Genomic DNA, 22,217 nt, shown 5'->3' on the forward strand with positions numbered 1-22,217 from the left:
TCCTTCTCTACCCTGCGCTAGATGGGAGCGAACGCGTCAAGGGTGAAAGAGAAACTTTGGCTTGGCGATAGGTTTTGGCTAAGTGATGCGTCATGGAGATCTGGAACCTGAACCTCAGGCACTTGCGTGCCGTGGGGAAAATCGCGGAATTGGGCACAGTGAATGCCGCCGCGATGGCCGTGAATCTGTCCCAGCCCGCAATAACACAGGCGTTGGGGCGACTCGAGTCGCAGCTTGGCATGCCGTTGTTCGAGCGACGGCATGACGGCATGATCCCGACGCAGGCGGGCGAGGCCTTCGCGCCGCGCATCCATGCCGCGCTGGAACATGTGCAGAGCCCGCACGTCACCATGAGCCGCCTGCGCGCGCTGCTCGCGCTGGCGGAAACCGGCAGCTATGCCGGGGCAGGGCAGGCGACGGGGCTGTCGCTCCCCTCGATCCACCGCGCGGTGAACGACCTGTCGCTGGCACTGCGCCGTCCGCTGGTGGTGCGCCGGGGCAAGGTGGTGATCACCACCGAGGCGGGTACGCAGCTGGCGCGCGAGTTCCGGCTGGCGAAGGTGGAGCTGGAGACGGGCCTTTCCGAGATCGACGCGCTGCGCGGCCACGAGACCCGGCGCATTACCATCGGCGCCATGCCGCTCTCTCGCGCCCGCGTGCTGCCGCGTGCGGTGGCGCGGTTCATGCGTCGGCGGCCCAAGGTGAAACTCACCATCGTCGAAGGCTCGCGCGTGGAACTGGTCGAGCCGCTGCGCAGCGGCACGCTCGACGTGATGGTGGGCGCACTGCGCGATCCGCTGATCGAAACCGACCTTGCCCAGCACCCGCTGTTCGATGACATGCCGGCGTTCTTCGGGCGCGTCGGGCATCCGCTGGCAGGCTCGGATGCGGGACCGGAGCAACTGGCGGCCTATCCCATCGTGCTCCCGCCGCAGGGGGCGCCGCTGCGCGACAGTTGCGAGCGGTTCTTCGCAGCGGCGGGCGTACCGCTGCCCGCGGTGCCGATCGAATCCGGCTCGGTGATGATGATGCGCCAGATCATGCTGGAGAGCGACATCATCGCGCTGCTCTCGCCCGACCAGGTGACGGTGGAAGTGCAGGCCGGGTGGCTCTGCGAACTGGGGCGCCCGCCCAAGGGCTTCCACCGCACGATCGGCATGACCACGCGCGGCTCGCTGCGCCCGACCGAAGTCCAGCGCGAATTCTTCGAGGATCTGGCGGCGGCGGCCATCGAGGAAGGGTAGTTCGAAGGCGGTATCCGAGTGCAGGTGATTAGGCACAGGTTATACCGCCCGGCCACTTTCGATTGGCGGCTTTCCGCCTCGCAGGGCACATGAGGCGCCATGAGCAAAACCATTGCCCTTATAGGCTTCGGAGAGGCTGGATCGACGTTTGCGCGTGTCGCAGGCTGGGAATCCGAGGCTTGCGCCTTCGATATTGCAGCGGGTCGCCGTGACGAGATGACTTCGCTCGGCGTTATCGCCTGCGACAGTCTGGCCGAGGCGCTCGACGGAGCGAGTACGGTGCTCTCGCTGGTGACTGCCGACGCCGCTCGCGATGTGGCCGCTGCCGCCGCGCCGCTGCTGGGCAAGGGCGCGCTGTTCTGCGACATGAACTCGATCGCGCCGCAGACCAAGCGGGCGAATGCCGAACTCGTGAATGCCGGGAAGGGTAGATACGTCGATGTCGCGGTGATGGCGCCTGTCGATCCGGCGCGCCTCAATGTGCCGCTGCTGGTCGCCGGTCCCGATGCCGAGGAGGCCGTGCAGGCGCTCGGCGCTGCGGGCTTTGCCAAGATTCGCGCGGTCGGTGCCGATGTCGGGCGGGCCTCGGCGATCAAGCTGGTGCGCTCGGTCATGGTCAAGGGACTGGAAGCGCTCACCGCCGAAATGATGATGGCCGCCGAGGCCGAGGGCGTGGCCGACGAAGTGCTCGCCTCGCTCGATGCCAGCGAGAAGACGATCAGCTGGCCGCAGCGTACCGACTACAATCTCGACCGCATGATCGTGCACGGCACGCGTCGTTCGGCGGAAATGGCCGAGGCCGCGCTGATGCTGGACGCGCTGGGCATCGCCCCGCGCATGACCGCAGGCACGGTCTCGTGGCAGGGCTCGCTCGGCGGGCTCGGAATCCGGCCCGTGCCGGAAGGATTCAATGAAAAACTCGCGGCGATCACCGCGACGAATGGCTGGAAGGAACACAGCGAACAATGACCCGCGTCATCGACTGTCACGGACACTACACCGTCCTCCCCAAGGCGCACGACGCCTGGCGCGAGGCGCAGATCGCCGCTTTCAAGGCAGGCGAGGAAGCTCCGCCGTACCCCGAAATCTCGGATGCCGAGATCATCGAGACGATCGAGCAGAACCAGCTCAAGCTCATCAAGGAGCGCGGCGCGGACCTGACGATCTTCTCGCCGCGGGCCAGCGCCATGGCCCACCACATCGGCGATCAGGCGATGAGCGAGGCCTGGGCGGTTCACTGCAACAACCTGATCGCCCGCGTCGTCCACCTCTTCCCCGAGACCTTCGTGGGCGTGTGCATGCTGCCGCAGAGCCCGAAGGCGGACCTCACCGCTTCGATCAAGGAACTGCGCCGCTGCGTCGAGGAGCTGGGCTTCATCGGCTGCAACCTCAATCCCGATCCGGGCGGCGGCCACTTCGAGCATCCGCCGCTGACCGACGAATACTGGTTCCCGATCTACGAGGTCATGTCCGAGCTGGACGTGCCCGCGATGATCCACGTCTCGGGTTCGTGCAACCCGGCGATGCACGCGACCGGCGGCTTCTATCTGGCGGCTGACACGGTTGCGTTCATGCAGCTGATGCAGGGCGATCTGTTCGCCAAGTTCCCCAAGCTGCGCTTCATCATCCCGCACGGTGGCGGCGCGGTGCCTTACCACTGGGGCCGTTATCGCGGTCTGGCGGACATGCTCAAGAAGCCCTCGCTCGACGAATACATCATGAAGAACGTGTTCTTCGATACCTGCGTCTACCACCAGCCGGGCATCAACCTGCTGGCCGACGTGATCGAGAACAAGAACATCCTGTTCGGTTCGGAAATGGTCGGCGCCGTTCGCGGGATCGACCCGCAGACCGGGCACTACTTCGACGATACCAAGCGCTATGTCGATGCTCTGGATATCTCGGACCACGAACGCCACATGATCTTCGAGGGCAACGTGCGCACGGTGTTCCCGCGCCTCGATGCCCGGCTGAACGCAAAGGGTCTGAAGGAGGAGCGGCCGTGAGCGGCTACGTGGACATTCACGAGTATCTCGCCGACTTCGAGGATATTCCGGGCACCCGCGTGTTCACCGCAGCACGCGCGCGCCGGGGCTATCACCTCAACCAGTTCGCGATGACGCTGATGAAGCCCGAGGGCCGCGCCGAGTGGCTGGCCGACGAGCCTGCCTATCTCGACCGCTTCCCGATGACCCCGGAACAGAAGCAGGCGGTGCTCGACCGCGACTACAACCGGCTTCTGGACCTTGGCGGCAACATCTACTTCATGGCCAAGGTCTTTTCGACCGATGGCCAGTCGTTCCTGCAGGCCGTCTCGACGATGACCGGCATGACCGTGCCCGATTACGCCGCGATGATGAACGCCGGTGGCCGCTCGCCCGAAGGGCAGCGCTCGATCCGCGAGAACGAGGCGAAGGCGCACGATGCCGTTCTGACGCCCCCGTTCTGACGCCCGCTGACAAGACTACGGAGACCCACTGAGATGGCCCGCATTACCGCTGGCGTCGCCTCCAGCCACGTTCCCCTGCTTGGCGTCGCTGCCGATCAGGGCAAGGAGCGCGACGATTACTTCACGCCGATCTTCTCCGGCTACGACTGGACGCGTGACTGGCTGAAGAAGCCCGAGGTCAAGCCCGACGTCGTGATCCTGGTCTACAACGATCACGCTTCGGCGTTCGACATGAAGATCATCCCGACTTTCGCGATCGGCTGTGGCGAACGCTACAAGCCCGCCGACGAAGGCTGGGGCCCGCGCCCGGTCCCCGACGTCGAAGGTCACCCGGACCTCGCCTGGCACATCGCCCAGAGCCTGGTGCTCGACGAATTCGACATGACTGTCATCAACGAGATGGACGTGGATCACGGTCTGACCGTGCCGCTCTCGATGATGTTCGGCGAAGTGCCCGAATGGCCGTGCAAGATCATTCCGCTGGCGGTCAACGTCGTTACCTATCCGCCGCCGTCGGGCAACCGCTGCTGGCTGCTGGGCGAGGCGATCGCGCGTGCGGTGCAGTCGTTCCCCGAAGACCTCAACGTCCAGATCTGGGGCACCGGCGGCATGAGCCACCAGCTTCAGGGCCCCCGCGCCGGCCTGATCAATGCCGAGTGGGACAATGCCTTCATGGACAAGCTGGTCGGCACCACGCAGGAAGCGCGCAAGATCCCGCATATCGAATACCTGCGCGAGACCGGCTCGGAAGGTATCGAGATGGTCATGTGGCTGATCATGCGCGGCGCCATGGGGCGCGAGACCAAGCTGCTCCACCGCCATTACCACGTACCGTGCTCGAACACCGCCATCGGGCACCTCGTGCTCGAACCGGTCGATGGCGAAGTGCCGCCCAGCCACACGCTGGAAGCGGCGGCGTCCGCGCACGACGTGACGCTCGGCTGATCCAAACCCTGCCTGCCCGGTTGCTCTTTCCCGAGCCGCCGGGCATTCCCCTTTTCAAGACGCATTCCCACAAAGGAGAAATCCATGCGTATCGCCCTTATCGGCGCCGGTGCCTTCGGTGAAAAGCACCTCGACGGCCTCAAGAACATCGACGGCGTTGAAATCGCCTCGGTCATTTCGCGCTCGGCAGAGCAGGCAGCGGAAGTCGCCGCCAAGTACGGCGCGCCCCACTCGGGCACCGATCTTGCAGAAGCGCTGGCACTGCCCGACGTCGACGCCGTGATCCTGTGCACGCCCACCCAGATGCACGCCGAGCAGGCCATCGCCTGCATGAACGCGGGCAAGCACGTGCAGGTGGAAATCCCCGCCGCCGATACCTGGGCCGATGCGCAGGCCGTTGCCGCCAAGGCTGAGGAAACCGGCCTTGTCTGCATGGTCGGCCACACCCGCCGCTTCAACCCCTCGCACCAGTGGGTGAAGAACAAGATCGACGCCGGTGAATTCAACATCCAGGCGATGGACATCGAGACGTTCTTCTTCCGCCGCAAGAACATGAACGCCAAGGGTGAGGCCCGTTCGTGGACCGACCACCTGCTGTGGCACCACTCGGCCCACTCGATCGACATCTTCCAGTACATGACCGGCTCGAAGGTGATCGCCGCCAACGTGCTGCAGGGTCCCAAGCACCCTGAACTGGGCATCGCCATGGACATGTCGATCCAGCTGAAGACTGAGGCAGGCCAGATCCTGACCCTCGCGCTGTCGTTCAACAACGACGGTCCGCTCGGCACCTTCTTCCGCTACATCGGCGACACCGGCACCTACATCGCGCGCTACGACGATCTCGTCACCGGCCGGGAAGAGCCGATCGACGTTTCGAAGGTCGACGTCTCGATGAACGGCATCGAGCTTCAGGACCGCGAGTTCATCGCCGCGATCAAGGAAGGCCGCCAGCCCAACAGCTCGATCTCGTCGGTGCTCGATTGCTACCGCGTGATCGGCGAACTGGCCGCCAGCCTCGAAGCGCAGGACGGCTGGTCCTGATGAGCCGTACACGCGTCCTCGCCGGAAAGCAGCTCAACCCGATGGGGTTGGGCTGCATGAACGTGGCCTGGGCCTATGGCACGCCGCCCTCGCGCGAGGATGCCGTGGCCCTGTTCCGCCACGCGCTCGATAACGGCTGCGATCACTTCGACACTGCCAATATCTACGGAATGGGCGTGTCGGAGGAGATCCTGTCCGAAGCGATCATGGATCGCCGCGACGAATTCTTCCTGGCCACCAAGACCGGGATCATCGTCGACGGCGTGCGTCGCGGGATTGATTGCAGCCCCGATGCGATCACCGCCTCGCTCGATGCCAGCCTGAAGCGGCTGGGCACCGATCATGTCGACCTGTTCTACATGCACCGCTTCGATCCCAAGGTGCCGATCGCGGACTCGGTGGGCGCCATGGTGCGCGCCATCGAGGCCGGGAAGATCGGCGCTTACGGCGTTTCGGAGTGGTCTTCGGCGCATATCCGCGAAGCCCATGCCGTCCATCCGGTGGCGGCGGTGCAGACCGAGTACTCGCTGTGGACGCGCAACGTCGAACTGGGCGTGCTGGAGACCACCCGCGCGCTCGGCATCGCGCTCGTGGCTTTTTCGTCGGTTGCCCGCGGGGCGCTGGGTGGTGAACTCAAGGATATCGAGACGCTGGTCGAGAAGGATCTGCGTCGCGGTATGCCGCGCTTCCAGGGCACCAACTGGACCCGCAACCGCGAACTGATCGACGCCTTCGATGCGCTCGCGGCAGAAGCGGGGATTACCCCGGCGCAGTTGGCGAACGGCTGGGTTCTGGCGCAGGCCGGGCACATCCACGCGATCCCCGGCACCCGCTCGATCGCCCACTGGGAACAGAACCACGCGGTGGCCGCGCTGGAGATTTCGGCGGCGATCCTGACCCGCGCGGGCGATCTGATCAACCAGCAGACCGTCTCGGGCCATCGTTATCCCGAAGTGATCCGCAAGACCATCGATACCGAAGACTACGTCTGAAGTACTGATCGCAGGCCATTGCCAAACAAAGAAAAGGCCGGTTCCATCAGGGGCCGGCCTTTCGCTTTTCGGCTGAATGACGGTCGCGCGACGGGGTGTCTGATCCCCGTCTAGATCAGCCCCTGCGCGCAGGCTGACGTGCCCTTCGCGGCCGATCACCACATGGTCGTGGACAGTGACGCCCAGCAGGCGACCGGCTTCGGCGATGCGGTTGGTGATCTCGATATCGGCGCGGCTGGGCTGGGGGGAGCCGGAGGGGTGGTTGTGGACGAGGATCACCGCTGTCGCGCCAAGGTCCAGCGCGCGGCGGATCACTTCGCGCGGGTGGATCGCGGCCTCGTCGATCGAGCCTTCGCCCACCATGTCGTCGAGGATCAGCATGTTGCGGGCATTGAGATAGAGCACGCGCACGCGTTCGACCGTCAGGTGCGCCATGTCGATGGTGAGATAGTCGATCAACGCCTGCCACGATCCGATCACCGGCGCCTCGCGCACTTTCTGGCGGGCAAGGCGTGTGGCGGCGACGGTGACGATCTTGAGCGCGGCAACCGTCGCCTCGCCCATGCCGGGGTGCCCCGTGAGCGTGCGCGCATCGGCCTGCAACACGGCGGCGAGCGAGCCGAAGCGCTGGAGGAGCGTGCGCGCCAGCGGTTTCATGTCGCGCCGGGGCACCGCCTGCATCAGCAGCAGTTCGATTACCTCGTGGTCGGCCAGCGCCTCGGCCCCGCCGTCGAGCAGCCGCGCGCGCAGGCGCTGACGGTGGCCGGAGGGATCGTGACCCGGTTTTGCAACACGGCTTGTGGAAACCTCAGGCGCCGAATCGCGTTGGTCGCGCGGGGCGGGGTGCGCTGCGGGCATGTCGGCGAAGAGAGGCGTATCGTCCGGCATCGGCAGTGAGACATTGCCTTTCGTCGCGGCCCGGCGCAAGTGATGGAACGAATGGCGGATAAGGATAATCCCGGCGACGACTGGACCCGCGAGGCGGAGGGCGAGAGCCTGCCTGCGGGAGAGCGCGACGATGCACTGCATCGCGGCGGAAAAACGCGCGTCTGGCGCAGGGCCGTGGTCGCCGTGCTGCTGGTCGGCGTGGCGGCGGGCGGCACGGCCTGGGTGCTGCGCAAGCGCATCGCCGACGATCTGATCGCCTCCGAACTCAAGGCCATGGGCCTGCCCGCGCAGTATAAAGTGCGCACGATCAGCCCGTCCGAGCAGGTGATCACCGACCTTGTGATCGGCGATCCGGCCCGGCCCGACCTGACGGTCAAGGAAGTCCATGTCGCCACGCGGCTGTGGTGGGGGCTGCCGGGGATCGGGCGGATCACGCTGGTCGCACCGCGCCTCTATGGCACCGTCCATCACGGCAAGCCCAGCTTCGGCGCGCTCGACAAGGTGCTGTTCACTGGCAGCAAGGAACCGTTTCGCCTGCCCGATCTGGACATCGCGGTGCGCGACGGGCGGGCGCTGATCGATGCCGATCAGGGCCGCGTGGCGCTCAAGCTGGAAGGACAGGGCGAGCTTCGCGGCGGCTTCACGGGCACGCTGGCGGCGTTGACGCCGGGGTTGAAGGTCAATGGCTGCCAGACCGGCAAGCTGACCGCCTATGGCAAGTTGTGGGTCCGGGCGGAGCGCCCCTCGTTCGAAGGGCCGATCCGGCTGGCTTCGGCTTCGTGCCCCGCAAAAGGCTTCACGCTGGCGCAAAGCGCGGTGCAGGCGAAGCTGACGCTCGACCAGCATCTCGATGGCGGCGATGCGGTGCTGGGTATTGCAGCCGGGGCTTTCTCGCTGGATCGCCAGCGCGCCGCCAGCCTCAAGGGCAGCGTGCGCGCCAGCCTGCGCGGCGGTAATGTGACGGCACGCTATACCCTGACCGGAGGGGTATCGTTACCGACTTTGCCCGGCTCTCAACCCTGACGTTCGACGGGCAGGGGCGAGGGAGCGCGAACTTCGCGCACTTCGATGCCGAAGGGACAGTCTCTGGCACCGGCCTTGTGCCGGGTGACGCGCCGGATCGCGCGCTCGCCAAGGTGCAGGCGGCGGGCGAGGGCACACTGCTGGTGCCGCTGCTCCAGAAGATGCGCGGCGCGCTCGTTCGCGAAGGGCGCGGCAGTCGCTTTCAGGCCGAGATGGTCGCGCGGCGCAGTGTCGATGGCTACAGCCTGGTGGTGCCGATGGGCACGCTGACCGGGCGTAGCGGCCAGACGGTGCTCGCGCTCTCAAGGCTGCAACTGCTGACCTCGGGCCATGGCATGCCGCGTATGAGCGGAAACTTCTTCACCGGCGGAGTCGATCTGCCGAAGATCACCGGCCGCATGGAAGCCGGGCGCGATGGCCATCTGGGCTTGCAGGTTTCCATGGAGGAGTACCGCGCGGGCAATGCGCTGGCAGCGCTGCCGCGCCTCAGTGTCCATCAGGCCCCCGGTGGCGCGCTGACCTTCGGTGGTGCCGCAAGGTTGAGCGGCGCGCTGCCGGGCGGTGAGGCGCGCAATCTGGTGATCCCGCTCGACGGGCATGTCTCGGCAGGCGCCGATCTGGCGCTGTGGGAGCGCTGCACGGACATTTCGTTCGATGGCCTGACGCTGGCCAACCTGACGCTCGATGCGCGCAAGCTCTCGGTCTGCCCGACGCCGGGCAAGCCCATCGTCACCCGGCAGGGCGAGGCATGGCATGTCGCCGCCGGGGTTTCCGCGCTCGACCTTACCGGCAAGCTTGGCGCGACGCCGGTGCATATCGCCAGCGGCCCGGTCGGCTTCGCGTGGCCGGGCATGGTCAAGGCGCAGAACCTGCGCATCGCGCTGGGGCCGCAGGAGAGTGCCTCGCTGTTCCACGTCGCCGATCTGGAAGCGAAGCTGGGCAAGGATATCGCGGGCACTTTCGGCGGCGCGGACGTCTCGCTTGCCGCCGTGCCGCTCGACCTGCACGATACGGCGGGCAAGTGGGCCTATGCGCAAGGGCGCTCACGCTCAGCGATGCCAGCTTCCGCCTGCAGGATCGCGAAAAGGTCAGCCGGTTCGAGCCGTTGGTGGCGGAAGGCGGCACGCTGCGCCTGTTCGACAACCGCATCACCGCCGAAGCCCGCCTGCTGGAGCCGGGTACGCATCGGCTGGTCACGCAAGTCTCGATCCTGCACGACCTGCGCGATGCCTCGGGCCATGCCGACCTTGCGGTGCCGGGGATCACGTTCGACAAGCAGCTTCAGGCAGCCCAGCTTTCCTCACTGGCGCTGGGTATCGTCTCCGATCTCAAGGGCACGGTCACGGGCTCGGGCCGGATCGACTGGAATGCGAAGGGCGTGACCAGCCACGGCCAGTTCGCCTCCAAGGGGCTGGACTTTGCCGCCGCCTTCGGTCCGGTGACGGGGCTTTCGGGCACGATCCACTTCACCGACCTGCTGGGGCTGGTGACGGCGCCGAACCAGAGTGTCGCGATCAAGGGTATCAATCCCGGCATCGCGGTGTCGGACGGGGTGCTGTCGTACCAGATCAAACCGGGGCACGAATTGCAGGTGAACGGCGCGAAGTGGCCGTTCATGGACGGCACGCTCGAATTGCTGCCCACCACCATGCGCCTCGGGATTGCCGAGACGCGGCGCTATACGCTGAAGGTCACCGGCCTGAACGCGGCGACCTTCGTGCAGAACCTTCAGGTCGGCAATATCAACGCGACCGGCGTGTTCGATGGCGAAGTGCCGCTGGTGTTCGACCAGAATGGCGGGCGGATCGAGGAGGGCGTACTGCGCTCACGCGATCCGGGCGGCTCGGTCGCCTATCTGGGCGCGCTGACCTACAAGGATCTGGGCACGATGGGCAATTTCGCCTTCCAGGCGCTGCGCTCGGTCAAGTACAAGGCGATGGAGATCGATCTGGGCGGTTCGCTCTCCGGCGATATCCTGACGCGCATCCGCTTCGACGGGCTCAGCCAGGGTGATGGCGCGAAGCAGAACTTCCTGACCAAGCGTATCGCCAAGCTGCCCATCCGCTTCATCGTCAATATCAAGGCGCCGTTCTTCTCGCTGTTCGGCTCGGTCCGCTCGCTCTATGATCCGACTTTCGTGACCGATCCGCGCACGCTCGGTCTGATCGGGACCGACGGCAAGCCGGTGAAAACGCCGGTACTTGTGGCGCCTCCACCCCCTGTCCCTTCCACCTCCTCCAACATTCAGCCTTTAGACAGCGAGAAAAGACCATGACGTCGTATGTATCGACCGCTTCATCGACAGGTGAGTCTCTCGAGGCGCGCAGGGCAATGAAGCAGATCGGAAGGCAGTGGCTCGGAAGGCATTTGGCCTCACGCGGGCTTCGTGCCGGGACGGTGCTGGTGGCGGCCGGCTCGTCTGCCTTGCTGGGCGGGTGCATCAATGTCACCGCGCCCGACAAGCCGATCGTGATCGAGCTGAACGTGAATATCCGCCAGGAAGTGATTTACAAGCTGGCTGCCGATGCGGCCAAGACGATCGACGACAACAAGGATATCTTCTGATGACTATGCTTCGTTCCGGCAGTTTCGCGATGACCGGCCTCGCTGCCGCCGCACTGGTGGTGACGGGCTTTGCCGCCGCTCCCGCCATGGCCCAGAGCCGCAGCCCCGCTTACGCCGCCGCACGCGCGGCCGGGCAGGTGGGTGAGCAGGCTGACGGCTATCTCGGTGTCGTCGGCAACCAGAGCGCCGATGTGAAGGCCATGGTGCGCGACATCAACAACCAGCGCCGCGCCGTCTACACGCAGGGCGCTGCGGGCAAGGGCACGATCGAGGAGTTTGCCTTCGTTTCGGCCTGCCGTCTGATCTCGGAGACCAAGCCGGGCGAGAAGTATCAGGCGCCCGACGGCAGCTGGAAGACGCGCGGCGCCGGTGCGCCTGACCGCGATCCGCGCTGCCCCTGATACATCGGTGCCGATCGGTTGCGCTGAATGCACCTGCGCAGCCGGTCTGGCCCTGTCCCTGATCCGGGACGAATTGTCCTACCCTGTTCATTGCCCCCGGATTTGGTCACGGAACGGATACGTTCCAGCCAATCCCGCGCAATTCTGCGGGATTTTTCTGTTTTCCGTCAGAAATATGATTGCATCTTCCCGCGTCGGCTGAATTTGCATCGGGCGTCACGGCCCGGATAGCTCGCAAGTGGGCGCAAACCCGCTGGGAGGTGCGGTTGACTCAACTGGGGGGGCACCCTAAGGGGTCGGCGCCTTCGGCAGGCAGCCGTTGTGCGTGTCCAAGCGTTCCCTGTATTGTGAGGAGCCTGACATGAACGACGAGCCGTCTGCCCAGGACCCTGTTGGCGAGGATGCCCGTATCGATGCGCTGGATGAGAAGCTCAAGGCTCTCAGGCAGCGGGAAGATGCGCGCAACCGGCCGGTAGGGGGTGCGGAAGCCGACGAGAACTATCGTGTCGGCAATCGCGTCCTCGCCGAACTGCTGGGGGGGCTTGCGGGCGGACTGTTTCTTGGCTGGGTGATTGATCGCTTCGCCGGAACGTCGCCCTGGGGTCTGTTGTCGATGATGTTCTTCGGGATATTCGTCGGCTTCAGGAACATTCTTAGGATTACGAGCAAGCGTCCTGAATGACCCTGTGGTAAGGGCCAGGAGGGGCGCTTATGCTCGCAGGCGACGGGATTTTTTCAGGTGGCAGCCGAAGGCAAGGTCGATCCGATGCACCAGTTCACCATCCAGCCGTTGTTCGGCTCGGATGGATGGAACATTGCGGGCTATAATGTCGCCTTCACCAACAGCGCGTTGTGGATGGCGCTGGCGACGGTTGTGCTGATCGTCTTCGTGGCCGGTGGCCTCAAGCGCCAGGTCGTGCCCGGTCGCTGGCAGATGGCGGTGGAGACCTTCACCGGTTTCGTCGCCGGGATGCTGGCCGCCAACGTCGGCCCCAACGGCAAGAAGTATGTGCCGTACATCTTCTCGCTGTTCATGTTCATCCTGTTTGCGAACTTCCTGGGCCTGATGCCGCTCGGCGTGCTCGGCGTGCATCCCTTCACGTTTACCAGCCACTTCACGGTGACGGGCGTTCTGGCGCTGCTGTCGTTCGCGATCGTGCTGGTCGTCGGTTTCGCCAAGCACAAGCTTCACTTCTTCTCGCTGTTCGTGCCGCACGGTACGCCCGTGGCGATGATCGTTCCGATCTTCTTCGTCGAACTGGTCTCGTTCCTGGTGCGTCCGTTCAGCCTCGGCCTTCGTCTTTTCGTGGCCATGATGGCCGGGCACGTCCTGCTTGAAGTGCTTTCGAGCTTCGTGATCAGCTCGGGCAACGCCAACATCGGCCTGTTCGCGGTCGCCGGCATTCCCAGCTTCGTGCTGATGATCGGCATCTGCGCGCTGGAACTGCTGGTTGCCGGCATCCAGGCCTACGTCTTCGCTCTTCTCACCTGCGTCTATCTCAACGACGCCGAGAACCTTCACTGAGTTTATCTCGCTCGATTTTCTACCAAAGGGAGTTTTTGTAATGGAAGCAGATGCTGCAAAGCTGCTCGGCGCCGGTTTCGCTGCGATCGGTTGCGGCCTCGCCTCGATCGGCGTGGGCAACGTGTTCGCCAAGTTCCTTGAAGGCGCGCTGCGCAACCCCGGTGCTGCCGACGCGCAGCAGGGCCGTCTCTTCATCGGTTTCGCCGGTGCCGAGCTTCTCGGTCTTCTCTCGTTCGTCATCGCCGCGCTGCTGATCTTCGCCTGATCGCACCAGCGACGAACGTTTCGTCCGTCCGCTCCCTCTCGGCCTTTGGCGAGATGCGGGGCGGGCGGACCGGATTTTTCACGGCCACTTCGAGACAGGGCTGACCAATGCCTCAGATCGACCAGCTAGCCGCGACCTATTCCAGCCAGATCTTCTGGCTGCTGATCTTCTTCGGGCTGACCTTCTTCGTGGTCGGCCGGGGCATGGTGCCCAAGGTCATGGATACGGTTGCGCAGCGCGACAAGCAGATTGCCGACGACCTGCGCGCCGCCGAGCAGGCGCGCGACCAGGCCGATGCCGAAGAGGCCGCATGGCGCCAGCGTGAAAACGCGAACCGTGCGCAGGCCCAGGGCCTGATCGCCGAGGCGCGTGCCAAGGCTTCGGCCGCCACCGCCGACCGCCTTGCCGCCGCGCAGGGCACCATCGATGCCCGCATTGCGCAGGCCGAGGCTCGTATCGAGGAAGCCCGCCGTTCGGCGGCTGCCGAGATTGAGGACGTGGCCGCAGATGCCGCTCGCGACATCGTTGCGCGCGTGGCGGGCCTCTCCGTCGAGGACGCCGCTGTCCGCGCCGCCGTCAAGGAGAGCCTCGTTCATGGCTAATACCATGCTGCTGGCGCTTGCCGCCGCCGCTGCCGGCTCGCCCTATGACGCCGTGCACGCCGAACCCCGTCTGCTGGGTATTGCCCCGCCGATGGCCATCGTCAGCGCCTCGATGCTGGTGCTGCTGATCATTCTGGTCTGGAAGGGTGTCCCCGCGATGCTCGGCCGCGGGCTCGACGGCAAGATCGCCGAGATCAAGGCCCAGCTCGAAGAAGCCCGCACCCTGCGCGCAGAGGCCGAGGCGCTCCGTCATGAATATGCCGAGCGTATCGCCAACGCCGAAAAGGAAGCGGCGGCCATGCTCGAACATGCCCGTCACGAAGCAGGCGCCATTGTCGCCAAGGCCGAGGCCGACACGGCAGAGACGATCGCCCGCCGCGAAAAGATGGCCGAAGACAAGATTTCGGCTGCCGAACGCGCTGCCGTGATCGGTCTGCAGAACCAGGCCGCCAAGGCTGCCGCCGAAGCCTCGCGCGTCGTCATCGCCGCCAACCACGGCGCCGATGCGGACAAGGGCCTCGTCGATCAGGCGATCGCCGGGATCTGATTTCCCGGAAGGTTCGCAACAAGAACACGAAAGCCTCCGCCCTTCGGGTCGGGGGCTTTTTTTGTTGTGCAATCGGGGCGTAGGCTGATCGGGTAGGGAAAAGGAGCCCGCATGGCACTGGTCATTGTATCGAGCGCAAGTGGGCAGCATGCGAGCGTCGTCTATGAGGCGGCACTGCTCTCAGGTATGATGGTACAAGGCTATGCGAGCCTTGCCCTTCATGGCCCTGTCGCATTGCTCCATTGTCCCTATCTCGGTTCTCTTGATGATCTCATCGATGGACAATCCGCCTCATCCTTCGTGATCGCTTGCGGCGACAATAGCGTGCGTGAGAGTGTGTCGCGGCGGCTTGAGGAGGCGGGCTCGCAGGCCGCGACGGTTTGCCATCCTGCGGCGATCCTCTCGCCCAGCGCGATTGTCGGATCGGGGGCTATGTTCTTGGCGGGGGCCATCCTCGGCCCGCGCGCCGCAATCGGTGATGGCACGATCGTCAATCATGCAGCCAGTGTCGATCATGATTGCGTGGTCGGCCCCTTTGCCAATCTGTGCCCCGGCGCGCGGCTCGGGGGCGCGGTTCATGTCGGCGAGGGCGCGTTTATCGGGATCAATGCCTCGGTTTTGCCGGGTCTTAGACTGGGTGCCGGATGCGTGATCGGCGCCGGCGCCGTTGTCACGCAAGACGTACCGGAAGGCGCTACCGTTGTCGGCGTTCCGGCACGGCAGATCGGGCGTTGAGGCGCCTTATTTCCGCCCCTTCTTCCACTCGGCGATCCGCGCTTTCGTCGCCGCGATCAGTTCGTCCATCGTTGCCACCTGCTGCACGCCGTAGCGGGCGGCGGTGATATCGACATTGCCCTTGCGCCAGTAGCCTTGCGGGCACAGTACGATCAGCTTGCCGTCGCGGGCATGGAGGCCCAGTTCCATCAGGCTGACCGGGCTCTGCGTTCCTGGCGCGAGGTACATCACGATCACGTCGGCGCTGTCGAGCGCGGCGAGTTCCCACCCCACCTGCTGGCGAAAGTTCGGATCGGAGGCCTCGGGCTTCCACGCCGGGTTCCAGTCCGCCCGGCGCGGATTGAGCACGGTGACGTCCTGATCCTTGAGCGCGGCGATCAGGTCCGCCTGCCAGTCGGTGGCATGGCCCATGTCGATACTGCCGCCCAGGAACACGCGGGGATGTGCGTGGTCGGCGGGGAGGGCCTGAGGCGAGGTCACGACGACCGGTGCGGCCCATGCCGGGACTGAAACCGCGCCGAGCGAGGCCGCGAGGAGGAGAGGGCGCAGCATCGCCGTCAGAACGTGTTCTTGGCGTCGCGCAGGGCAGCGAAGGTGGCGATGGCATCTCCGGCGATGCCCCAGTGGCTCTGGAGGTCCGGCTCATCGGCCCGAAGGAAGGGGTTGCTCGCCAGTTCGCGCTTCAGCACGGTCGGCACGGTGGCACGACCTTCCTTGCGCGCTTGCGCCACGTCGTCCGCATAGGCGGCGAGGGCGGCGTTCTGAGGGTCCGCATGCAGTGCGAAGCGCGCGTTGCTCTCGGTATATTCGTGCGCGCAGTAGAGCAGCGTTTCGGGCGGCAGTGCCTTGATCCGCTCGATGCTGGCCCAGAACTGCTCCGCCGTGCCCTCGAACATGCGTCCGCAGCCAAGAGCAAAGACCGAATCGCCCACGAAGGCGATACTCGCTTCGGGCAGATGGTAGGCGACATGGCCGAGGGTGTGGCCGCCCACGTCGATCACGTCCGCCGTATAGGCACCGATGCGCAGAGTATCACCTTGCGAAACCTGCCGGTCGACGCCCTCGATCTTTCCGGCATCGCCTGCGGGCGCGCTGATCGTGCAGCCCGTCGCGGCCTTGATGGCAAGGTTCCCGCCTGCATGATCGCGATGCCAGTGGGTGTTCCAGACCTGCGTGATCGTCCAGCCCATGCGGGTTGCCTGTGCGAGGTATTCCGCCGCATCGGGCGTGTCGATGCATACCGTCTCGCCGCTCGCGGGATCGTGGAGCAGGAAGCCGTAGTTGTCGGACAGGCACGGGAACTGATGGACTTGGAGTGCTGCGGTCATGGGTGATCTCCTTGGAGGGGAGATCTAGGGGCTCGCAGCATCAATAGGAAGGTGTTTGGGATGTACCTTCGGGAAGGGCAGGCGAGAAGGTCCTGCTCGCTAACGCGATCTGTGCGCTCAGCATGACCAGAGGCAGGGCGAGTTCGCGCCCGGTATGCCAGTCTCCGGCATACAACATGTAACCGCAGGTGATGCCCACGAGCGCGCAGATCGTGCGTCCTGCGACCGTGATGCGCGTGTTCGTCGCGACGCCGTCGGGTTTCAAGGCGGAGCGCAAATACAGCGCTATCAGGATGAGCCAGAGCGGCAGAGCGAGAAAAACGGCAGCGTCTTCGATGAATGCAGGCGCAGCGATGATGTCTACCCAGGCAAGCAGGAGCAGCCCTCCCGCAATCGGGGCGGTATAGGGAGCCGATGCCTGCAAGGTGTCGCGCCAAGTCATGGTGCAAAGCCTATCACGTCTGCGCCAAAGCAAAAGCCCGCCCGGATTTCTCCGGACGGGCTTTTGTGTTCACCTGACGGTGAGGCTGGGTCCGATCTTACGAACGGCCCTTCAGAGCCTCGCCCAGGATGTCGCCGAGCGAAGCGCCCGAGTCCGACGAACCGTACTGCTCCACGGCTTCCTTCTCTTCGGCCAGCTGGCGGGCCTTGACCGAGAAGTTCGGCTTCTTCGAACGATCGAAGCCGGTGACCATGGCGTCGAGCTTCTGGCCAACCTGGAAGCGGTCGGGGCGCTGCTCGTCGCGGTCGCGGCCGAGGTCCGAACGCTTGATGAAGCCGGTGGCGCCATCTTCGCCAGCCTGGACTTCCAGGCCGCCGTCGCGGACTTCGAGGATGGTGACGGTCACGGTCTCGCCGCGGCGCAGGGTGCCACCAGCAGCGGCAATGCCGGCTGCCGGAGCGCCACGCTCAAGCTGCTTCATGCCGAGCGAGATGCGCTCCTTCTCGACGTCGACATCGAGAACCACGGCCGAAACCTGCTCGCCCTTGCGGTGCAGGGCCAGAGCGTCCTCGCCCGAGATGCCCCATGCGATGTCCGACATGTGAACCATGCCGTCCACGTCGCCGTCGAGGCCGATGAACAGACCGAACTCGGTCGCGTTCTTGACTTCGCCTTCGACCTGCGAACCAACAGGGTGCTTCTCGGCGAAGGCTTCCCAGGGGTTCTGCTGAGCCTGCTTGAGGCCGAGCGAGATGCGGCGCTTTTCCGAATCGACTTCGAGCACGACCACTTCGACTTCCTGCGAGGTCGAGACGATCTTGCCGGGGTGGACGTTCTTCTTGGTCCAGGACATTTCCGACACGTGGACGAGGCCCTCGATGCCGGCTTCCAGTTCCACGAAGGCGCCGTATTCGGTGATGTTGGTGACAGTGCCCTGCAGCTTGGCGCCGACCGGGTACTTGACCGATGCACCTTCCCACGGATCGCTCTCCAGCTGCTTCATGCCGAGGCTGATGCGCTGGGTGTCCTGGTTGATGCGGATGATCTGGACCTTCACGGTGTCGCCGATGGCGATCACTTCGCTCGGGTGGTTGACGCGCTTGTAGCTCATGTCGGTGACATGGAGCAGGCCGTCGATGCCGCCGAGGTCAACGAACGCACCGTAGTCGGTGATGTTCTTGACCACGCCCTCGATGACCTGGCCTTCGCTCAGCTTGTCGATCAGCTCGCTGCGCTGCTCGGCGCGGGTCTCTTCGAGAACGGCGCGACGCGACACGACGATGTTGCCGCGGCGACGGTCCATCTTGAGGATCTGGAAGGGCTGCGGCACATCCATGAGCGGGGCGACGTCGCGCACCGGACGGATGTCGACCTGCGAGCCGGGAAGGAACGCAACGGCGCCGTCGAGGTCGACGGTGAAGCCGCCCTTGACGCGGCCGAAGATCACGCCTTCGACGCGCTTGCCTTCGCCGAACTCGTTCTCGAGCTTGTCCCAGGCCGCTTCGCGGCGGGCGCGGTCGCGCGACAGCATCGCTTCGCCGTCGGCGTTCTCGACGCGGTCGACGTAGACTTCGACTTCGTCACCGACCTTGAGGCCGTGCTCGTCCTCGCCACGGGCGAATTCGCGAAGCGGCACGCGGCCTTCGCTCTTCAGGCCCACGTCGATGACGGCCTTGTCGTTCTCGATGGCGGTGATGGTGCCCTTGACGACGCGACCCTCGAAGCCGTCGTCGGCAGCGCCGCCGAGCTGCTCGTCGAGCATCGCCGCGAAATCGTCGCGGGTCGGATTGGCAGAAGTAGCCATTGGGTATCAGGTTCCTGTTTCGTACGATTTTACCGGCCAGGCGGTTTTCTCCGCCGGTCTTTCTCCGCAAGCCGCCCCATGCGACGTGCGGGCCAAAAGGGCCGAACTGCCGTGGCGGCCGGATGCCGGACACGGCGCCCGTTCAGGCGCGAGGCCCGACCAGACCGGCGGCGCTTACGCCTGAGACAGGCAAAATGCAAGGGATTTGGGGCGCTCGGCGCCTGGAAAAGGGGGTGGGCGACGCGGGCGGTCCGGGCGAGTGGATCGGCGGCGCCCGGCTTGCGGAGGCGGCCTCTCCGCCCACCGCCTGACAGCCGCAAGGCGGACTACCGGTGTGCCTTGCGCGAAAAGGCGGAGACTCCCTCCGCCGCTGCCTGCCGCCGATACTGTCACCGGACAGGCCTGGCCGCAATCGCGTCGGTCAGTCCCGCGCGGCTGCCCTTGCCGACTCGACGATGGCGATGGCGCGGGCGATCGCCTCGTCGCGGCCCAGATCGGAGGTGTCGAGCATCACGGCATCGTCAGCGGCAACGAGCGGGGCGTCCTTGCGGTTGCGGTCGCGCTCGTCGCGTGCGGCAAGGTCGGCGGCGATGTCTGCCAGCGCAACTTTGCGGCCCTGACCCTGCATTTCGAGGAAGCGGCGCTGGGCGCGGGCTTCGACCGAGGCGATGACGAAGAGCTTGGCGGGGGCCTCGGGAGCGATCACCGTGCCGATGTCGCGTCCGTCGAGCACGGCGCCGCCGGGCTGCGTCGCGAAGCTGCGCTGGCGTTCGAACAGCGCCTGACGCACTGCCGGATGGATCGAGACGCGGCTCGCCAGCCCGCCGGTCGCTTCGGAGCGCAGTTCGGGGTCGCCGAGCAGCGCATCGGGGAATGAACAGGCGGCGAGGGCTGCGGCGCTGTCATCCGGGTTGCCGCCGTCGAGGAAGCACTGATAGCCGACCGCGCGGTAGAGCAGGCCGGTGTCGAGATGCGGCAGGCCGAAATGTGCCGAGAGCGCGCGGGCGATGGTGCCCTTGCCCGAGGCGGTCGGCCCGTCGACGGCGACGATCAGCCCGTTTGCTCTCAGGCTGCTCATGCCCCCGCCAGCCCTTCGAGCATCGATTCGAACACCGGGAAGCTGGTGGCGATCGGGCGCACGTCGTCCACTTCCACGCCCTCGCGACTGACGAGACCGGCGACGGCCATCGACATGGCGATGCGATGGTCGAGGTGGGTGGCGATCTCGTGTGCGGTGCCGGGCAGGCGCTCGCCGCCGGTGCCGGTGATGACCATGCCGTCCTCGGTCTCGCGCACGGTGGCGCCCGCTGCGGCGAGGGCCGTCGCCATCACCGCGATGCGGTCCGATTCCTTGACGCGCAGTTCCTCAAGGCCGGTGGTAGTGGTGACGCCCTCTGCCATCGCGGCGGCGACGAACAGCACCGGGAACTCGTCGACCATGGCAGGCACGATGGCGGGATCGACGTCGATGCCCTTGAGCGCCGAGTGCTTGACCAGCAGGTCGGCGACCGGCTCACCGCCGACTTCGCGGGGGTTCACTTCCTCGATATGGCCGCCCATCTGGCGCAGCACTTCGATGATCCCGGCGCGGGTCGGGTTGAGGCCGACGTTCTCGATCAGTACTTCGCTGCCCGGCACGATCAGCGCCGCGACGATGAAGAACGCGGCCGACGAAGGGTCGCCCGGAACCTCGATGGTCTGGGGCTGCAATTCCGCCTCGCCCCGGATCGAGATGACGCGGGCGCCGTCGCTGTCGGTTTCGACCGTAAGCTCGGCGCCGAAGCCGCGCAGCATTCGCTCGGAGTGGTCGCGGGTCGGCACGGGCTCGACCACGGTGGTGATCCCCGGCGTGTTGAGGCCGGCCAGCAGGATCGCGCTCTTCACCTGTGCCGAGGCCATCGGCAGGCGATAGCGGATCGGCACGGCGGGCGAGGCGCCCTTGAGGATAAGGGGAAGACGGCCTCCATCGGTGGCCTCGAAGCTGGCGCCCATCGTCGAGAGCGGATCGATCACACGGCCCATCGGGCGCTTGGAAAGCGAGGCGTCGCCCACGAAAGTCGCGGTGATGGGGTGGGTGGCGACAAGGCCCATCAGCAGACGCGTCGAAGTGCCCGAATTGCCCATGTCGAGCGGTGCCTTGGGTTGCAGCAGCGAGCCGACGCCGACGCCATGGACCGACCATGCGCCTTCGCCGGTGCGCTCCACCTGTGCGCCCATGGCGCGCATCGCGGCGGCGGTGGAGAGGACGTCCTCGCCTTCGAGCAGGCCCGTCACTTTCGTCTCGCCCACGGCCAGCGCGCCCAGCATGATCGAGCGGTGGCTGATCGACTTGTCGCCCGGAACCCGGATTCGGCCCTTCAGTGGGCCGGAGGGCAGGAAGCGGCGAGGGCGCATCTGGGCGGGATCGGCGTGACTCACGAGGGCAGGTCTTTCCTAAGGGCGAATGCTGACAGGCGAACGATGCCGCAAAACGGCGAAAATCGGGGCGGCTTTTGACAGCGGGGGCCGCCTATGGCAAGGCGCGCGCCCTGATGTGAGCGGAACGCTTGATTTTGCGCGCCGCTCTTTCCATCAAGTACAAAGATTTTCACGCCCGGGCCTGCATGCCCGCGCCATCTTCGAGGACTATTCATGGCAAAGCCTGAGTGGGGCGCCAAGCACGGCTGCCCGAAATGCGGCACCCGCTTCTACGATCTGGGCAAGGACGATCCGGTAACCTGCATCGAATGCGGCAATACCTGGAACCCCGAGCCGGTGCTCAAGTCCAAGCAGCCGATTCCCTTCGAGGAAATCCAGAAGAAGGAATCGGTCGAGCAGGAAGACACCGATCTGGCCGATGACGATCTGGACATCGACGAGGACGGCGATTCGCCCGACAACGATGTCGATCTCGGCGGTGACGACGATCTGGGCATCGGCGGCGGTGACGACGATGAGGATCACGACAACTGATCGGTTGATCCCCTGATCCAGCAAAAAGGGCGGTGCCGGTTCGGTGCCGCCCTTTTTGTTTTGGGGGAGGTTGGCAGGGTTGCCGAAGGGGCAGGCGAAAAAAATCGCACCTTCGAATTTTTTCTCTTGCCAACTTTTTCCAGCCCGCTTAGAGGGCGGCCTCCCAAGCGGCGGTGCTTCTCCGGAACGCTCCGAAACGAGGGAAACGGGTTGCTCCTCCCAGGGGTAACTAGTTGAAATGATTGGGGCCTTAGCTCAGCTGGGAGAGCGCCTGCATGGCATGCAGGAGGTCAGCGGTTCGATCCCGCTAGGCTCCACCATTTCAAAACACATTGCAGTTTCGCATGATGCGATACGCTGGTTGACGAGGTTTCGTCCACCGGCGTTTTTCGCTATAACGCTCATGCATCAGCCGGTCAGCGAGGTTTCGCCCACCGGCTTTTTTGGCGTATTCACGCCGCTTGAT

The 22,217-nt window shown here is 65.4% G+C and carries 25 protein-coding genes, 1 tRNA gene and 1 pseudogene; 20 read left to right on the forward strand and 7 right to left on the reverse strand.

What is annotated here, in order from left to right; genetic code table 11:
- The first annotated feature begins 92 nt into the window (after nt 1-92).
- From CI805_RS07715 to CI805_RS07745, 7 genes are all read left to right on the forward strand, one after another.
- A complete protein-coding gene (locus CI805_RS07715) occupies nt 93-1,244 on the forward strand; it encodes a LysR substrate-binding domain-containing protein (RefSeq protein WP_260921547.1) in 1,152 nt (383 codons plus the stop codon).
- Between the two features lie 99 nt (nt 1,245-1,343).
- Nucleotides 1,344-2,213, forward strand: a complete 870-nt coding sequence (locus CI805_RS07720; RefSeq protein WP_260921549.1) for an NAD(P)-dependent oxidoreductase — start codon at nt 1,344-1,346, stop codon at nt 2,211-2,213.
- Nucleotides 2,210-3,250: an amidohydrolase family protein gene (locus CI805_RS07725; protein WP_260921551.1), complete on the forward strand. Its 1,041-nt coding sequence runs from the start codon at nt 2,210-2,212 to the stop codon at nt 3,248-3,250. Before CI805_RS07720 ends, CI805_RS07725 begins: the two co-directional genes overlap by 4 nt.
- The gene (gene ligA / locus CI805_RS07730; protein WP_260921554.1) at nt 3,247-3,693 is read left to right on the forward strand and encodes a protocatechuate 4,5-dioxygenase subunit alpha; all 447 of its coding nucleotides are present in this window, start codon (nt 3,247-3,249) and stop codon (nt 3,691-3,693) included. Before CI805_RS07725 ends, ligA begins: the two co-directional genes overlap by 4 nt.
- Nucleotides 3,694-3,726: 33 nt before the next feature.
- Nucleotides 3,727-4,638: a class III extradiol dioxygenase subunit beta gene (locus tag CI805_RS07735; protein ID WP_260921556.1), complete on the forward strand. Its 912-nt coding sequence runs from the start codon at nt 3,727-3,729 to the stop codon at nt 4,636-4,638.
- An 84-nt stretch (nt 4,639-4,722) separates the two neighbouring features.
- On the forward strand, nt 4,723-5,682 hold the full coding sequence (locus CI805_RS07740) for a Gfo/Idh/MocA family oxidoreductase (RefSeq protein WP_260921563.1): 960 nt from the start codon (nt 4,723-4,725) through the stop codon (nt 5,680-5,682).
- Nucleotides 5,682-6,674: an aldo/keto reductase gene (locus CI805_RS07745; RefSeq protein ID WP_260921565.1), complete on the forward strand. Its 993-nt coding sequence runs from the start codon at nt 5,682-5,684 to the stop codon at nt 6,672-6,674. Before CI805_RS07740 ends, CI805_RS07745 begins: the two co-directional genes overlap by 1 nt.
- A gap of 123 nt (nt 6,675-6,797) precedes the next feature.
- Here the strand turns inward: CI805_RS07745 and radC are convergent.
- Nucleotides 6,798-7,562, reverse strand: a pseudogene (gene radC, locus CI805_RS07750) (RadC family protein); the annotation flags it as partial.
- Between the two features lie 51 nt (nt 7,563-7,613).
- On the opposite strand from radC, the gene CI805_RS07755 reads away from it, so the two are divergent.
- From CI805_RS07755 to CI805_RS07805, 11 genes are all read left to right on the forward strand, one after another.
- Complete coding sequence (locus CI805_RS07755) at nt 7,614-8,585, forward strand: hypothetical protein (protein WP_260921566.1); 972 nt, start codon at nt 7,614-7,616, stop codon at nt 8,583-8,585.
- Nucleotides 8,586-8,662: 77 nt separating this feature from the next.
- Nucleotides 8,663-9,967 carry a hypothetical protein gene (locus CI805_RS07760; protein WP_260921568.1) on the forward strand — a complete coding sequence of 435 codons (1,305 nt, stop codon included), beginning with the start codon at nt 8,663-8,665 and terminating at the stop codon, nt 9,965-9,967.
- A 170-nt stretch (nt 9,968-10,137) separates the two neighbouring features.
- Nucleotides 10,138-10,860, forward strand: coding sequence for a YdbH domain-containing protein (locus CI805_RS07765; protein WP_260927856.1), 723 nt, complete (start codon nt 10,138-10,140; stop codon nt 10,858-10,860).
- Between the two features lie 56 nt (nt 10,861-10,916).
- Nucleotides 10,917-11,150: a YnbE family lipoprotein gene (locus CI805_RS07770; protein ID WP_260921570.1), complete on the forward strand. Its 234-nt coding sequence runs from the start codon at nt 10,917-10,919 to the stop codon at nt 11,148-11,150.
- A complete protein-coding gene (locus CI805_RS07775) occupies nt 11,150-11,551 on the forward strand; it encodes a YdbL family protein (RefSeq protein WP_260921571.1) in 402 nt (133 codons plus the stop codon). Before CI805_RS07770 ends, CI805_RS07775 begins: the two co-directional genes overlap by 1 nt.
- Nucleotides 11,552-11,912: 361 nt before the next feature.
- Nucleotides 11,913-12,233 (forward strand): AtpZ/AtpI family protein, encoded by a 321-nt coding sequence (locus CI805_RS07780; protein WP_260921572.1) that lies wholly within the window; start codon nt 11,913-11,915, stop codon nt 12,231-12,233.
- A 57-nt stretch (nt 12,234-12,290) separates the two neighbouring features.
- Nucleotides 12,291-13,076, forward strand: coding sequence for a F0F1 ATP synthase subunit A (locus CI805_RS07785; protein WP_260921573.1), 786 nt, complete (start codon nt 12,291-12,293; stop codon nt 13,074-13,076).
- Between the two features lie 40 nt (nt 13,077-13,116).
- Nucleotides 13,117-13,341 (forward strand): F0F1 ATP synthase subunit C, encoded by a 225-nt coding sequence (locus CI805_RS07790; protein WP_260921574.1) that lies wholly within the window; start codon nt 13,117-13,119, stop codon nt 13,339-13,341.
- Between the two features lie 107 nt (nt 13,342-13,448).
- Nucleotides 13,449-13,943 (forward strand): ATPase, encoded by a 495-nt coding sequence (locus CI805_RS07795; RefSeq protein WP_260921575.1) that lies wholly within the window; start codon nt 13,449-13,451, stop codon nt 13,941-13,943.
- A gap of 4 nt (nt 13,944-13,947) precedes the next feature.
- On the forward strand, nt 13,948-14,490 hold the full coding sequence (locus CI805_RS07800; protein WP_409934946.1) for a hypothetical protein: 543 nt from the start codon (nt 13,948-13,950) through the stop codon (nt 14,488-14,490).
- 111 nt (nt 14,491-14,601) lie between these two features.
- Nucleotides 14,602-15,225 (forward strand): acetyltransferase, encoded by a 624-nt coding sequence (locus CI805_RS07805; protein WP_260921579.1) that lies wholly within the window; start codon nt 14,602-14,604, stop codon nt 15,223-15,225.
- Nucleotides 15,226-15,231: 6 nt separating this feature from the next.
- On the opposite strand, the gene CI805_RS07810 is transcribed toward CI805_RS07805, so the two are convergent.
- The 6 genes from CI805_RS07810 to aroA form a co-directional block, all read right to left on the reverse strand.
- Entirely contained in the window at nt 15,232-15,777 is a 546-nt protein-coding gene (locus CI805_RS07810) for a nucleoside 2-deoxyribosyltransferase domain-containing protein (protein WP_260921581.1), read from the reverse strand.
- Between the two features lie 5 nt (nt 15,778-15,782).
- On the reverse strand, nt 15,783-16,553 hold the full coding sequence (gene gloB, locus CI805_RS07815) for a hydroxyacylglutathione hydrolase (RefSeq protein ID WP_260921585.1): 771 nt from the start codon (nt 16,551-16,553) through the stop codon (nt 15,783-15,785).
- A gap of 40 nt (nt 16,554-16,593) precedes the next feature.
- Complete coding sequence (locus CI805_RS07820; RefSeq protein ID WP_260921587.1) at nt 16,594-16,995, reverse strand: hypothetical protein; 402 nt, start codon at nt 16,993-16,995, stop codon at nt 16,594-16,596.
- 97 nt (nt 16,996-17,092) lie between these two features.
- Nucleotides 17,093-18,799 (reverse strand): 30S ribosomal protein S1, encoded by a 1,707-nt coding sequence (gene rpsA, locus CI805_RS07825; RefSeq protein ID WP_260921589.1) that lies wholly within the window; start codon nt 18,797-18,799, stop codon nt 17,093-17,095.
- A 421-nt stretch (nt 18,800-19,220) separates the two neighbouring features.
- Nucleotides 19,221-19,853, reverse strand: coding sequence for a (d)CMP kinase (locus CI805_RS07830; RefSeq protein WP_260927857.1), 633 nt, complete (start codon nt 19,851-19,853; stop codon nt 19,221-19,223).
- Nucleotides 19,854-19,873: 20 nt separating this feature from the next.
- The gene (aroA, locus tag CI805_RS07835; RefSeq protein ID WP_260927858.1) at nt 19,874-21,193 is read right to left on the reverse strand and encodes a 3-phosphoshikimate 1-carboxyvinyltransferase; all 1,320 of its coding nucleotides are present in this window, start codon (nt 21,191-21,193) and stop codon (nt 19,874-19,876) included.
- A 237-nt stretch (nt 21,194-21,430) separates the two neighbouring features.
- Here aroA and CI805_RS07840 point away from each other — a divergent pair, with 237 nt between their 5' ends.
- Nucleotides 21,431-21,751, forward strand: coding sequence for an FYDLN acid domain-containing protein (locus CI805_RS07840; RefSeq protein ID WP_260921591.1), 321 nt, complete (start codon nt 21,431-21,433; stop codon nt 21,749-21,751).
- 244 nt (nt 21,752-21,995) lie between these two features.
- Nucleotides 21,996-22,071, forward strand: a tRNA-Ala gene (locus tag CI805_RS07845).
- The last annotated feature ends 146 nt before the right edge of the window (nt 22,072-22,217 follow it).

The organism is Novosphingobium sp. 9 (genome assembly GCF_025340265.1).
Taxonomy (GTDB): Bacteria; Pseudomonadota; Alphaproteobacteria; order Sphingomonadales; family Sphingomonadaceae; genus Novosphingobium.